General features: G+C 39.6%; 11 protein-coding genes. All 11 read right to left on the bottom strand.

The genetic code is table 11. The features are described 5' to 3' along the window. Position 1 precedes the first annotated feature (1 nt). Positions 2–1,855, bottom strand: coding sequence for a type VI secretion system tip protein TssI/VgrG (gene tssI, locus L3V41_RS05550; protein ID WP_130151803.1), 1,854 nt, complete (start codon positions 1,853–1,855; stop codon positions 2–4). Between the two features lie 71 nt (positions 1,856–1,926). Continuing rightward, positions 1,927–2,406: a type VI secretion system tube protein Hcp gene (locus tag L3V41_RS05545; protein WP_062567651.1), complete on the bottom strand. Its 480-nt coding sequence runs from the start codon at positions 2,404–2,406 to the stop codon at positions 1,927–1,929. A gap of 226 nt (positions 2,407–2,632) precedes the next feature. Further along, positions 2,633–5,236 (bottom strand): type VI secretion system ATPase TssH, encoded by a 2,604-nt coding sequence (tssH, locus tag L3V41_RS05540; protein WP_062567652.1) that lies wholly within the window; start codon positions 5,234–5,236, stop codon positions 2,633–2,635. Between the two features lie 19 nt (positions 5,237–5,255). Then, positions 5,256–6,236 carry a type VI secretion system baseplate subunit TssG gene (gene tssG / locus L3V41_RS05535; protein WP_062567653.1) on the bottom strand — a complete coding sequence of 327 codons (981 nt, stop codon included), beginning with the start codon at positions 6,234–6,236 and terminating at the stop codon, positions 5,256–5,258. Continuing rightward, on the bottom strand, positions 6,233–8,059 hold the full coding sequence (gene tssF / locus L3V41_RS05530) for a type VI secretion system baseplate subunit TssF (RefSeq protein WP_062567654.1): 1,827 nt from the start codon (positions 8,057–8,059) through the stop codon (positions 6,233–6,235). The genes tssG and tssF overlap by 4 nt, the downstream gene beginning before the upstream one ends. After that, positions 8,056–8,541, bottom strand: coding sequence for a type VI secretion system baseplate subunit TssE (gene tssE, locus L3V41_RS05525; RefSeq protein ID WP_062567655.1), 486 nt, complete (start codon positions 8,539–8,541; stop codon positions 8,056–8,058). Before tssE ends, tssF begins: the two co-directional genes overlap by 4 nt. Before the next feature lie 17 nt (positions 8,542–8,558). After that, positions 8,559–9,326, bottom strand: coding sequence for a type VI secretion system accessory protein TagJ (locus L3V41_RS05520; RefSeq protein WP_062567656.1), 768 nt, complete (start codon positions 9,324–9,326; stop codon positions 8,559–8,561). Positions 9,327–9,328: 2 nt separating this feature from the next. Continuing rightward, positions 9,329–10,855 carry a type VI secretion system contractile sheath large subunit gene (gene tssC / locus L3V41_RS05515; RefSeq protein WP_237127293.1) on the bottom strand — a complete coding sequence of 509 codons (1,527 nt, stop codon included), beginning with the start codon at positions 10,853–10,855 and terminating at the stop codon, positions 9,329–9,331. Positions 10,856–10,883: 28 nt separating this feature from the next. Beyond that, a complete protein-coding gene (tssC, locus tag L3V41_RS05510; RefSeq protein ID WP_062567658.1) occupies positions 10,884–12,377 on the bottom strand; it encodes a type VI secretion system contractile sheath large subunit in 1,494 nt (497 codons plus the stop codon). Next, positions 12,374–12,877, bottom strand: coding sequence for a type VI secretion system contractile sheath small subunit (gene tssB / locus L3V41_RS05505; protein ID WP_062567659.1), 504 nt, complete (start codon positions 12,875–12,877; stop codon positions 12,374–12,376). The genes tssC (L3V41_RS05510) and tssB overlap by 4 nt, the downstream gene beginning before the upstream one ends. 12 nt (positions 12,878–12,889) lie before the next feature. Beyond that, positions 12,890–14,026, bottom strand: a complete 1,137-nt coding sequence (gene tssA / locus L3V41_RS05500) for a type VI secretion system protein TssA (protein ID WP_237115427.1) — start codon at positions 14,024–14,026, stop codon at positions 12,890–12,892. Between the last annotated feature and the right edge of the window lie 78 nt (positions 14,027–14,104).

The following is a 14,104-nucleotide window of genomic DNA, read 5'->3' as shown; positions in this document are numbered from 1 at the left end:
CTTAATTCAGCTTAATCATGCCGGCAGAGAGTGTAATTGCACTGCCATCTACTTTTACATTACTGCCTTTGATATCAATATTTGTGCCTTCAATGGCAATATTACCACTGCTGCTCATCGTTATTTTTGCTGAGCCCGTTTTAATAACAATTTCTTTTCCAGCTTCAATGTTAAGTGTTTTACCCACTTTTAAAGTGTCATTATCGCCAATATCAACCGTACGATTTACTTTTATTTTAGCGTCATCGTTGTTGCCAACTTCTAGAAAACGATCGTTATCAATTTTTTCTTTTTGATCGTTCTTTACATACAATTGTTTGTCTTTTTCTGCTTGCATGTAAACTAATTCGCTGCCTTTTTTATCTTCAAAACGCAGCTCATTAAAGTTATCGGCCCCACCTTCTTTTGTAGAGCGAGTTTTTATACCACTTTGTGTTTTTTCAGCAGGTAAAGCATACGGAGGCATTAGATCGGCGTTATAAACCGCGCCGCTAATAATCGGTTGGTCAGGGTCACCATTTATAAAGTCGACCAACACCTCTTGTCCAACGCGAGGGAAAAAGAATGCGCCCCATTTTTTACCGGCCCAATTTTGAGCAACCCTAATCCAACACGAGCTTTGAGAATCTTTTTTACCTTCACGGTCCCAATCAAATTGCACTTTTACACGACCATACTGGTCGATCATAATTTCATCGGCACTGTCACCCGTCACGATGGCCGTTTGTACACCGTTTATAACAGGTTTATTTTTAATATGGGCTGCACGGTAAGGCACATCTTTTGGAACACACTCAAAGTGATTAGAAAAAACCTCTTCAGTTTGAGATTGTTGTCCGCCAGATTGGTTTGGCACCGTGATCGCGGTTAGCAATGAGGTAATTGCAAATGTTTTGCCCTCTAGGCGCGGATCTTCGTGCTTTTTAAAACTGAACAGTTTACCAACAGAAAAAGATCGGCAGTCACTTCGACCACTACTTAATTTCATATTTCGCTGGAGTGACTCTAGCTGCAGTGCCGCTAAATTTGCAGCACGAGGATGCGTTTCTGCTTCGCCTGTGTATTCAAATACTTCGGCAACCGACTGAGTGGGTAAATCAGCTTTAGCGTGATCACCATCTGGGTATCTTGGCGGTTGCTTAAAATCATAACCAATTCGTTTGTAGCTGCCTGGTGCTAAACTTAAGCCACCTTGCCATTTATTGACATGAGACTCGCTTAAATGGCCAGAGCTAAACACAACTTTAGCCTCTGCGCACTCTTCATAGGCAGTGATATCATCCGCAAGAACCAAAGTATGATTACTTTTACTGTGTTCGAAGAAGTAAAAAATCCCTTCTTGTTGTAGTAATCGCTGAATAAAGTCAAAGTCAGATTCTTGATATTGAACACAATATTCATACTTAGGGTACGTTTTAGTGGTGTTATCTTTGAATGCAACATTATGCTGACCAAATAAATCAGCAAAAATATCTTGAATGGTTTTCTTTTGAAAAATACGACTGTTCTTTCTGTTACGCATTGACGCTGCGTAAGGAACAATCGTTGCGTGATAATCAATATAATTCTTTTGTTCGTCAACATCAGCCGTGCGGCTTCCGTTAGATACCAACTGGCTAACAATACCATGAAAGTATCGCTCACCTGCACCGTCGGCATTTCGAACTTTTATGGAAACAGGCTTACCAACAAGATCTTCATGTGCGATTTGCGTCCCAATAGTGAACATATTCACTGACATCACAAACAAATCTGACATCGATTCTTGTGCGACAAGTCGAGTCAAATACAGTGCGTCTTTGCCTGCTGGGGTGTTTATCTGAATTACATTTTTATCTTGTGTTGCTTTTTGCATTCCTTGCTTCCTATTCCTACAGATCAAAAAAGCTCTGAGTAAAACTCAGAGCTAGTCGGTTTTGCAAAAAATTACATTTGCTGACCTTTAACGCCACTGTAACCATAAACAAGTGGTGCAGTGATGTTGTTTTTATCATCAGTAGGCGTCACTGTCATCATCATTTCAGTGTAGCTGATAGTGATAGTTTCAATTGGGCGATCGTTTTGAACTGATACAGAGTAGCTAGAAATCATTGCATCTGTTAATTCGATTTTCATGATTTCTTCAACTTTATCACCTTGTTTAGTGATATGGAAAACAGCCGGTAAGCCTTTACCAATAGTTGCTTCTTTGAATAAGTCCGGAGACGCTTTATCTTGAAGTTTAGTGATAGTTACATCGCCTAAACGAGTTGAGCTAGACTCACGGTCCATTGCTGTACCAGTGTGAGCTGAAATTTCACGACTTACATTCCAATCTAGTGATAAAACCGTGATTAAGTCTTTGAAAGACTCAGCTGTAGTTTCACCTTTAATTGAACCGTATTTTAAATATGTATTTGCTTGCATATGATAATGCTCCTTTTTAATTTATAAATTTTATCCATTAAACTGGATTATTTACTTTTGGTTACCCAAAATTCCTTTGAAATCACTATCTTTAACTGCGCAACGAAAGGGTCTTCTCAATCCTTTCCCTAGACGAAGACAATGTCTCAATGTTCCATCAATTAATGAAGACGGAGAAATTATAATCCGACTCAAAAAAAGAAACAAGAAAACTTATGATTAATAATTAACTTACTTTAAAATCAAAGTGACCATCATTAATAAATAATGATATCTCATTTAACTGCTCACCTGAAACTATGTTATCAAGTAGTCTCTTCGATAAAAGTGGCAATACATTATTTTGCAACAATGTATGTATATTCCTAGCACCCGAACCAGAGTCATTGCAATTACTAACTATATAATCAATAACGCAATCAGAGTATACAAGCTCAGAATTATAATTATTCTTAACTCGCTTACATATTTTATTCAACTGTAGTCTTGCTATATCTGCAAGAGTACTCTTACTTAATGGAATGTAAGGAATAACATTTATGCGGCCAAGAAACGCTGCTTTAAACACATCTAACAAATCATTTTGTAATGCTTTTTGCAGACCGGCAATGCTTGGTGCAGTCTCCTCATCCTCAAATAAGCTCATTGTGGTGTCGGTACCCACGTTAGAAGTCATGATGATGATGGTATTTTTGAAGTCGATATCTCTACCTTCACCATCCTTTATCGTACCTTTATCAAATACTTGATAGAAAATATCGTGAACACCTGGGTGTGCTTTTTCTATTTCATCTAACAAAATTACGCTATAAGGTTTACGACGAATAGCTTCTGTTAGTACACCGCCCTCACCGTAACCAACATAACCAGGAGGAGAGCCAAGTAACAGCGACACTTTATGCTCTTCTTTATACTCAGACATATTAATGATGGTGATATTTTCTTCACTACCATACACTTCGTTCGCTAAAGAAAGCGCAGTTTCTGTTTTACCTACCCCGCTTGGGCCTGCCAACATAAAGATACCATTAGGACGGCTTTCATCGGCTAAATGTGCTTTCGATGTTTGCACAACTTTCGCAATCAGATCGAGTGCATGGTCTTGGCCTACAACACGTTGTTTCATAGTATCAGCAAGTTTTAAAACACTGATAACTTCATCTTCATGCATTTTACCTACAGGAATACCAGTCCAATCAGAAATAACTTGGGCAATTAATTCATCATCGACTTGCCAATGCACCATATTCGAATCAAATTGTGCAAGGTTCTCTTTATACTGCTGCAGTTTCTGAATTTCCTCAGCGTTGTCATTGTCATCATCGTTAAGCGCAGTAAGTACTTCTTTTACGTCTTTAATTAATGACATTTCACTCTCAAATTGCGCTTTTAGAGGTTCAAGCTGCTGAGAGATTTGTTCACTTTTTTCGTTAAGTGTTGCAAGTATCTCGCTGTGATCAAGGCCTGTACGCTGTTCACGGCTTAACATAGCAATTTGAGATTTAATTTCTGACTGCTCGTTTTCTAGCTTTTCAATCGAGTTAGGTTTAGATGCTTGGCTCATAGCAACGCGCGCGCATGCAGTATCAAGTAATCCAACCGCTTTATCTGGCAGTTGTCTGCCAATGATATAGCGATGAGATAAGTTAACAGCGCTTTCTAATGCTTGCTCAGAAATAAATACATTATGGTGTTTTTCCATCACTGGCACTAAGCCGCGTAACATAGCAATGGCTTTTTCTGGTGTTGGTTCTTCCACTTTAACGACTTGGAAACGTCTTGCTAATGCAGCATCTTTTTCGAAAAACTTCTTATACTCAGCCCATGTTGTTGCAGCAATCGTTCTTAACTCACCACGCGCTAATGCAGGCTTTAATAAATTTGCCGCATCATTTTGACCCGCTTGGCCACCGCTGCCGATCATGGTGTGTGCTTCATCGATGAAAAGGATGACTGGGTAAGGGGCATTTTTAATTTCTGAAATAAGTGACTTTAAGCGATTTTCAAACTCACCTTTCATACCTGCGCCAGCTTGTAATAGTGCAAGATCTAAAGTATGGATTTTTACATTTTTTAATACTTCAGGAACACTTCCTTGCGCTATACGCAGTGCTAAACCTTCAACTACCGCAGTTTTACCTACCCCTGCTTCGCCCGTTAAAATTGGGTTGTTTTGTCTGCGGCGGGTAAGAATATCGACCATTTGGCGGATTTCAAAATCGCGGCCTAAGATAGGATCAATTTTGCCAGCTTTAGCTTGCGCCGTTAAATCAACTGTAAACTGATCGAGATTAGGTGTTTTCGATGACACATTTACCGGCGCATCTTGTTGTGTCTGTGAAGCAGGGTTTACCTCATTCGACTTAGTAACAAGTTCTGGCCAAGCATGTAAAAGTTGCCCTGCATCAATTTTATTGAACTCTTTACTACAACGGCTGACAACGCTTGCTAACGTATCGTCTTTCACTAGCGTATAAATAATGTAGGCACTGCGTATTTGTGTGTCTGTAAACTCAATGCTTGTACTTAGCCAAGTTTGTTTCAATAAGCTTGTTACATGAATTGATAAACTAGGTGATGAGTTACACCCTGTTTTATGCGATTCAAGTGACTTATTTAAGTCGTGCTTAAGTTTGTCTTCATCAATATCGTAAGCACTTAAAATGAGTCTAAGGTCATCAACTTGCTGTTCAAGCAATGCTAAAATCCAATGCTCTAGTTCAACAGTAAAATGGCTGCGGCTATTACAAATAGCAACAGCTAGCTCAAGACTTTTTTTACATTCAGGACTTAGCTTTTCAACTAGTTTATTTAGTGTCATGGTAGACATAATATTTCCTTGTATTTATTTATCCTTTAAACGACAACTCAGTGACGTTTCCCTTACGAACACCACTTTGCGGTAAAAGAAAGCTATTACAGCCTAATTGAAAACGCTCTTCTTTTAGTTGTGTTGCATCTAATTCATAAAAATTCGACTTAATAACCAGCTCATGTTGAACTTGATTACCGAGAAAATCTTTCGTTATTTTGTGTGCCAGATCGTATAAATCTCTGCGCGGCAAAAGACGCGTTGTTTGCTTTGCATCTTTTGGTTTAACAATCACTTTTACTTTTGTAGAAATATCCCATACTTGCTTTCCTGCCATCGCATCAACACCTAAACGCGCATGCTTTGCATTAAAACCCGTACTGGTTATTTGTGTTTGTTCGCTTTGTTTTAATGGTTGCCACTGGCCAACAAACTGCGCAATCTCAACATCACAATCGAGATAGAAAGCGAGAATATTTCGCAAATCAGCAGCATTACGTGCTCTTCGGCTAAATAAGCCACCAAAATACAACTGGTGCGGGGCACGACCGCCGCTTAGCAAAGATAAGATCTTTGTATGTTGATCATGCTCTTTATTGGCAAAGTTAAGTGTGGGCTTATACTTCTTCCAAGCACGATAATATAAAGAGACTAAGCGATGATTAAACATGTCATAGAAATCACGCATGGTTGTATCTTTAAAGCGCAACCTTTGCATCACCAGCTCACTATAAAAATGAGGCAACGCACCAGAGCATCCCGTCATTCCCATAAATGAGACTTCCATATTAAATTTTGTGGCGCCTTCGTATGTTCCTGATGATTTTAGGTTTGTGATCGCATTGCCGGCAAAACCAAATTTTTGAGTGGCCGAAAAACGAATAAGTTCTAGTTTGGGGTGACTGTCATAGCCAACCTTACGATACTGCTGCGCAGATTCTTGTAACTGTGATTCAATAATGAATACGGCTTTATAAAAATCAGTTTGAGTTGCACTGTGCAGTAACTTATCAATCATAGTAAAACCCCAGAACCAACCCGAGCAGGCCATTGATGGTAAACTCGATCTTGCTCTTTGAGTTTTAAACTCAAACGGGTGAAGCTATTAATTGAAGCAAATTGTGAGAAAAAACAATCTAAAACAGATGCAAAAAAGAATACACCACTGCCCGAAAAGTCATCATTTGCAAAGGTAATTTCGATATCTGTGCCAGATGCAAACGCCACTCGACCATTTTGCACTACACGCGCCGTTGCTGGCTCAATCTTTACATTGTAGATATTATCGATCATGCCTTTTGATTGTGGCGTTGCTTTGAAATCATATAATCGAAGTGTTTCTTTCAACTTATCGACTGCGTTTTCACCGCTAAATGAATCAATGGTAAGGTGATTAATTAACTGCCAACGCGTGCTACTTCCTAATACCGGTCTGACTGCGTGAGTAGGTGCCACTAAACACCTAATTTTTTTAATTACATCGCCCCGTTTTGGCATAGACAAACCAAGTTCATCATCACCAAACGGTAAGCTTGCTGGCAGATTTCGGTTACTGCATTGAGCGCGCACGGTTAACACGCTATTGCCTTCACTCAGCTCTTGGGCGCTATTTTCAAAGCCACCATTAACTAAAGATAAATAGGTTTCTGTCCCCGCCTCTGCATAGCCGCCAGCCCATAAAGCGGTTTCACGGCGTGTATGCCAAAATAGATCTTTATGTTCTTGATATTTAGGGTGTGTTTGCCCATAAAAAGGCGTAACGATTTGTTTATTACCTTTATGGTCAAATGCCACGACTTCTTCAATGCTTATGATTTCAGATATTTCAGAATCGATATAACGTGGTGCAAGCTTGTACTCGTACTCACTTAGCTCAGGTCTGATCGGCTCAATTTCCTGCTCAAACATATTAATAATGGGTGTGCATCCCAATAAGAACATGTCTTTATCAACTTGTTTTTCTAACTCTGTAGATTCTGTATCTAAATAGAAATACAAGGTCGTTGTGTTTGAATCACGCGGCAACACATGGCGAATATTTTGTAATTCGAAAAATTTAAACTTTTCAGGAAAGATAAAGTGTTCAACCAATAACCTAAAGCCAGATGAAGAGCGTAATGAATAAGGTACTACAGCCTCATCGTGCTCGAAACCAACAGGCTTTAAATGCTCATTTGACAGATAGTGAACACCTTCATCGCCATTATCAACGGCAATACCAATACAGTGTTTAAATAATAATTCGTACACTTTTAACGAAAAATGCCACTGCCCGTGTATAAATACTTTTAGATTATTAAGCTCAGTCTCATGCAGCGGTACTCCTTCGTACTCACCTGTGAGCTGTACTTTGAAAATGGCTTTTGCAGGCTCATTCCAAGTTGGTTTTGGTGCAATAAACGGACTATTATCAAATTGAGCCGCCGTGATTTCAACTGGCCAAAGGTTGGTGTCAAAACAGCTTTTAAACTTACACTGCTTCATGTTTTCAACATTAGTCTCGACTTCACTTCCTCTCGGTATGACGATACCGGTTGTCGATAAGTTTTCTGACTCAAGCTTAATAACAGACAATGAAGGGATAGGTGCTTGGTAATCGGGATAGAGCTGACCTAATAGTGCATCTGTAAGTTCAGGAAAACTATCATCAAGCTTTTGTCTGATGTTGGCTGTCAAAAACGCAAATGATTCAATCAACCTTGAAACATGAGGATCTTCAATCGTTTCATCACTGAGCTTTAGTCTTCCAGCAACCTTTGGGTACTTCTCAGCAAAGTCTTTACCTAAGTGGCGAACATACGCCAACTCACGGTTGTAATATTTTAATAATTCATCATTCATAGTGAAGACTCGAAAATTTTCATGCCAAGGCTAACCGGCTCAACCTCAGAGTTAAAACTAATAAACTCAGGCTCAGGATCGGCATATAACAATGCATTTATTCTTAGGTTTAAAACACGATTAATTGGCAACTCTTCGTCAACTAACACTTCAACTTCAATGAAACGCGGCTCAAATCGTAAAATGGCATCGCGTACTTTTTCGCACAACACGAGTCGCCCTTCATGAGAGCTCACAGACATACTCGAAAAGTCGGGGAGCCCATAAGATAAGCAAGATGTCGCAAGCTCAGTATACTGACTAGGCCATGTATGCCATTGAATACGAGCATTAAGCAAAGCTTCCATATCTCGTCGCACTGAATTTTTTAACTGAGATAAACTAATTCCATCCGTTCTTTGTGGCGACTCCTGAATTTCAGGTTCATCGTCAATTAAACGGTCTAGAATCGAAGCTTTAAGTGACTGTTTGCTTTCAATCATGATTATGCGAACACTGCTTAAGCGATGAAACGACCAAGGTCAGAAATAAGAATGGCTTCATCATTTGCATAAAACATTTTCATTCCTTTACCTTGAATCAAGTTTTCGCTTAATTCTTGCCATTCAGTGACTTGCCCTAGCTTCTCAAGCTCCGTTTCAGAATACGGATAAACGAGAGGGATATGAGCTGTACCACTTGGGCCATTTTTGATGATAACTTCAGCGCGCAACCAAATTTGTTCAACAATTGAATCAACAGGTTCGAACTCAAGCTTTTCTATTTCATCAAAGCGAGCTAAATAAAACTCACCGTTCGTTCCAAGTATCTCTAAGTACGGATTAATCGAATCATCTAGGTCACGGATGGCAGCTTGTTGATCTTCAACTGTGTTAGTACGAAGCTGCTCAACTTGCGCTGCAATTTCAGTTGCTTTATCAATATCGTTAGCTAGTAAGTTGATATGCATTTCAAGAAAAGCTTCATCTAGCTCATTCGCATCATGAAATAACTTGGGTGCAGCTTTACCCGCGTAAAAGTCTTGTCTTGCTTGCTCTGCTCTAATTAAATGTCTTAAATTAACAGCGCCTACAGCAAATTCTGGTGACTTGGTGACCATAAAATCAAGCTGTTTATCTGCCTTTTCTAATTCACCATTGACACATAACAATTCCGTGTAGGCACTTCTGATGTCAAAATTAAGCGGATCATCTTTTAATTTTTCAGCACAATACTCAAGTGCTTCTGTTAATTTTCCGTTTCTGATGAGTGCATGGATCTCTCTCATTTTTATTCCTTTATTTGGTGGTGAGGACTGAGCTCAGTCACTAATTTGATACTCGATATCATTTGATCAAGTTGAAAATGCGGCTGTAGTTGCAAAACTGAAAAATAATGCCCCGGCCTCGATTTATTTTCGGTCACTCTCACTTTTGCATTCGCAAGTGGGTATTTACTACGAATATGCTCCGACGCGGAGTCAGACGCCGTAGTGTAATTATTCACCCACGATTGCAACCCTTGCTCACATGCTTGTGCTGTGCTGTACGAGCCAACACGGTCACGGGCAAGTAATTTTAAATAATGAGCAAACCGTGACACACATAAAATATATTGCAGCATGGATGACAGGCGCGCATTGACAGTTGAAACTTCACTGTCGTAGTACTTAGCCTGTTGTACCGAAGCATTACTATAAAAAACTAAGTGTTCAGTATTTGTCACAGATGATGCAGGGATAAAACCTAACTCAGAGAATTGTTTTTCTAATTTACTCGTTACAATTAAATCCAGCGGTGGTTTCGCTTCTTTTCTGTAAACATCTGTCGAATAATAGTTTTTCGTAAGGCCGGTGACGATGCCTTTGGAAACCTTACCAGGCTCAATACCACGAATTTGACCAAACCAACCACTTTCAGAGTAAGCACGCACAAGCGTTAATACAAACTGATAAGCTGCATTGCCCCAAAGCATTTCGGTTTCTGGGCTGGTTATTCGTTCTTGATAAGCAAAATCTTGGTTGCGAGTGCCATCATTTTTATAAGGGGCACGCGCCAGCACATGGGGTAAAACAAGCCCTACAAAGCGTGAATCTTCCATCTGCCGAAAGCTTCGCCATTTAACATATTCAACTTGCTCGAATTGATTATACAAATCGAAGTAATAGCCAAGATCAGCAAAACTATCGGCACCGAATAAGTTTGCCGAAGCTGAACTTATAAACGGTGAAAAAGAGGCAGCGGCTACTTTAGATATTTCTTTTAACGTATCTATGTCGTTATAAATCGTCCCTTTTGTATACCCATTGGTAATTTCATAATCACCAATAAGCACACCAAATGGCTCTCCACCTGGACGGTCAAATTCATTTTGATAAATAAGTTGAAAGAAACTACTTTGATCAAAGTCGATTGCTTTATTTACATCACGAGATAGCGTAATCCAATCGCAATTAAGTACACGCAACTTCACTTTTTTTTCTTTGTCGTGAAGTTCGGTTTGTCCTACTAACCACCACAAATTACGCCAACTTGCTTCTAAGCGTTGTAATTGTGGGTGATGTAAAATGTGATCTAATTGCTTAGATATAAGTGCGTCTATTTTGACAATGGTATGTTGTAAATACGAACCAACTGATTCTTTGTTCCATATTAATGGTGCATCCGATGAGCCTTCAAGCCATAGCAACAGTGCCTTATAGGTGTCTTTCTCGTTGAGAAAACGTTCCAATAAAGCACTGTTATCACATATATTAGATGCTGTATTGTGATTCAATACAGCATCTGATTCTATGAATGAAAACTCTTCAGAGTTCATTTTGCATCATCCTTAATGCACATAGGTATTAGCCAATCTCAGGGATCTTCGCTACTAATCTTAGTGACGACGTTAGCTCTTCCATTTGCAACCATGGACGTAACCACGCAACAGCGTTGTACGCACCAGGTTGACCTGGTATTTCTTTTACAGACACTTTTGCATCCGCTAATGGGTAACGTGCACGGATATCTTGACCACCACCCTCAGTCGCATTCACGTATGACAGGATCCAACGGTTTAACCAAGACTCAACGTCTTCTGCTTCCATGAAGCTACCAATTTTATCGCGTGCCATTACTTTTAAGTAATGAGCAAAACGAGATGTTGCCATCAAGTATGGTAGACGTGCTGAAATTGCAGCATTTGCTGTTGCATCTGGCGTTGAGTAAACTTGTGGCTTCTGACAAGACTGGCCACCAAAGAATACCGCATAATCAGTATTCTTATAATGACAAAGCGGTAAGAAACCAAGTTTGCTTAGCTCTGCTTCACGACGGTCAGTAATACCGATTTCAGTTGGACATTTAAGATCCGGATCACCATCATCGCTTGTGAAAATATGGGTTGGTAAGCCTTCAACTTTACCACCACCTTCCGCTCCGCGGATAGCTGTACAGAAGCCATACTGAGAGAAAGCTTTTGTCATGTTAGTCGCCATTGCGTATGCCGCATTACTCCAACAGTAATCACCATTATCAGTATTCACAGAACGGCCATCAATCGGATCAACAGTGAACTCTTCAAAGTTAAACTCTTCTACTGGCTTAGACGCCGCACCGTAAGGTAAACGAGATAAGAAGCGTGGCATAGTAAGCGATACAAAGCGAGAATCATCGCTGTCTCTGAACGAGCGCCATTTAGTGTATTCAAGTGACTCAAATACCTTTTCTAGATCTCTAGGTTTTGTTAGCTCTTCCCAGCTGTCAAAACCGAATAAAGAAGGTGATGACGCAGAAATAAACGGACAGAAACCTGCTGCTGCAACATTAGACATTAAGCTTAATGTTTCTACATCCTCTGGGTGATTTGTGAATTCAAAGTCACCAACAATCGTGCCGTAAGGTTCACCACCTGGTGTACCAAACTCTGATTCATAAATCTTTTTAAATGTCTGGCTTTGGTCAAACTCAACCGCTTTACTTAAATCTTTATGAAGTTCTTTTTTCTTCATGTTAAGCACGCGTATTTTAAGCGTTGAGCTGGTCTCTGAGTTCATCACTAAGTGACTTAGACCACGCCATGAACCTTCAAGCTTTTGGAAGTCTTCGTGGTGCATAATGACGCTGAGCTGTTTTGATATTTTTTGATCAATCAGCTGAATGGCTTCATTAAACGTCACTGTCATGTTTTTATTCCATTGCACAGTGCCCTTCAATGCTTCTTCAGTTAGCGTACGTAATAACTCTTCAGCTCTGCTTGCATCAGTTTGTTTTGTTGCGCCAATCGCTTGCGTTAATAACGACGCCGACTCAGTTGTTGCTGTATTTTCTACATCTTGTGCTAACGTTTCGGTGCTCATTTTTCAGACTCCTCAACTTTTAATTCCTTCGCAATAGAGTCAAGACTCGCCGTGTTGCTCAGTACTTCTTCTAACACATTCTCTAACTCTTCAGAGCGGTCAATCTTTGTCATTAAGTCACGTAACTTGTTGCGTGTTTCCATTAGGTTACGTAATGGTTCAACTTGGTTAACAACAGCCGCAGGCTCAAAGTCATCAATCGTTTTAAAGTTCAGATCAACACTGAATTGTGAGCCATCATCCGTTAAAGTGTTGTCTACATTTAACTGCAGCGAAGGGCTCATTTTCTTTAAAACATCATTGAAATTGTCACGGTCAATTTGAATAAATCGTCTGTCTTTTAATGGCTTTAATACTTCTTTATTGTGGCCAGAAAAATCACCCATTACACCAACAACAAAAGGGAGTTCTTTTTTTACAACTGCGCCTTCAGTTTCTACATCATAGGTAATGTGGACTCGTGGTTTACGAACACGTTTTAATTTGTCGTGGATACTCATTCAAAACTCCTTTTACTCGGTTTCTGTTTCGCTAACTTTGATGCCAGACAGCTTAAAGTATCCAGTCCTAGCATCACTATCGGTTATTAATTCATTTAATAGCTCTGGTAACGACAATTCGCTCCATCGAATAACTTGCTCAATGGTATAAGACATAGGTGAATGTGGTTCTGTCTTTCTAAAATAGAGAGCTATTTCTTGTAATTTTTTAATTGCGCCTTCGCGGCTGGTGATTGCACCATTATCACTTTTGCTAGTGCTCACTGAAGACGACTCTTGAGACTCATCTTCCTCAGCAATATCTTGTTGTTCTTCTAAAACTTGCTGTTCAAGCGCAGACAGTTTATCTGCACCAAGATGAAGTACAGCATTTAAACATTGTTCAAGCGCTTGTTTAATATAAGAAGTTGGCTGTGATTGGTTTGTTGCTTTATCAAGTGATGCACTCAGTTGTAAAAACTCTGTCAGCGCATTTTCAATGCCATTCTTTAAATCAACAAAATACTCAACGGGCGTTTCTTGGGCGCCTTTTTCGATGACATCAAAATCAATAGCACCTTGCGCTATTTTCTTTTCACGTTTTTCATCACTTAACCTAGAGGTGTCATAAGCTTGTTGATATTCCCAGAAAGTAAAAGGTTCATAGTTATGGCTTTCTGTCAGAGGAATACTTTTAATAGGGATAATTAGCGCACCTTCACTGGCAACACCATTTAAACCTATTAATGCAGAGACTTTATCTGATATCTCGTCGTCTTCATCCAGTAATGGGTATAATTCGTCGAAATGATTTTCGATAAGCTCATGCGCGGCACGAAAAGCAAAGGCTAAGCCTTTGAAACCGTGCACTCTACACATTGCTTCAATAAACCAAGCTAAGTATTCAATATCTTTACTTTCGGTTTTTAACGCATTGCTACATTGGTCAAGTAATGGCAACCAATCACGTGCTATAGATGCAATTCCTTCATCATCAACAAGCGCTAAGCGCTCAGCCGCACGCAACTGATTTCTTAAATCTTTCAGAGAATAATACGTTGATGTTGGAGACACATCTGAGCGAGGTTCAATACCCGCAAAATGATCTTCTGAGATGGGGGCTATATATTCTTCAAGTGTGAACATTCCATTGCCTTTATTACCTTCCATTTTACACCTAAAAAAGAAACGATATGGTATATTACATTTCTTATTTAAGATTACAAGAGAACATCGCTCTTATAAATA

Origin of the sequence: Pseudoalteromonas sp. L21 (assembly GCF_021728035.1) — a bacterium.
Classification (GTDB): domain Bacteria; phylum Pseudomonadota; class Gammaproteobacteria; order Enterobacterales; family Alteromonadaceae; genus Pseudoalteromonas; species Pseudoalteromonas arabiensis.
Note: the sequence above shows the minus strand (reverse complement) of the source record. Positions and strands in the feature narration are given on the sequence as shown.

Coding starts and splice junctions, on each gene's coding strand:
- L3V41_RS05520 (WP_062567656.1), bottom strand. CDS start 9,326: ATGAGAGAGATCCATGCACTCATCAGAAACGGAAAATTAACAGAAGCA.
- tssG (WP_062567653.1), bottom strand. CDS start 6,236: ATGATTGATAAGTTACTGCACAGTGCAACTCAAACTGATTTTTATAAA.
- tssC (WP_062567658.1), bottom strand. CDS start 12,377: ATGAGCACCGAAACGTTAGCACAAGATGTAGAAAATACAGCAACAACT.
- L3V41_RS05545 (WP_062567651.1), bottom strand. CDS start 2,406: ATGCAAGCAAATACATATTTAAAATACGGTTCAATTAAAGGTGAAACT.
- tssF (WP_062567654.1), bottom strand. CDS start 8,059: ATGAATGATGAATTATTAAAATATTACAACCGTGAGTTGGCGTATGTT.
- tssI (WP_130151803.1), bottom strand. CDS start 1,855: ATGCAAAAAGCAACACAAGATAAAAATGTAATTCAGATAAACACCCCA.
- tssH (WP_062567652.1), bottom strand. CDS start 5,236: ATGTCTACCATGACACTAAATAAACTAGTTGAAAAGCTAAGTCCTGAA.
- tssC (WP_237127293.1), bottom strand. CDS start 10,855: ATGAACTCTGAAGAGTTTTCATTCATAGAATCAGATGCTGTATTGAAT.
- tssE (WP_062567655.1), bottom strand. CDS start 8,541: ATGATTGAAAGCAAACAGTCACTTAAAGCTTCGATTCTAGACCGTTTA.
- tssA (WP_237115427.1), bottom strand. CDS start 14,026: ATGGAAGGTAATAAAGGCAATGGAATGTTCACACTTGAAGAATATATA.
- tssB (WP_062567659.1), bottom strand. CDS start 12,877: ATGAGTATCCACGACAAATTAAAACGTGTTCGTAAACCACGAGTCCAC.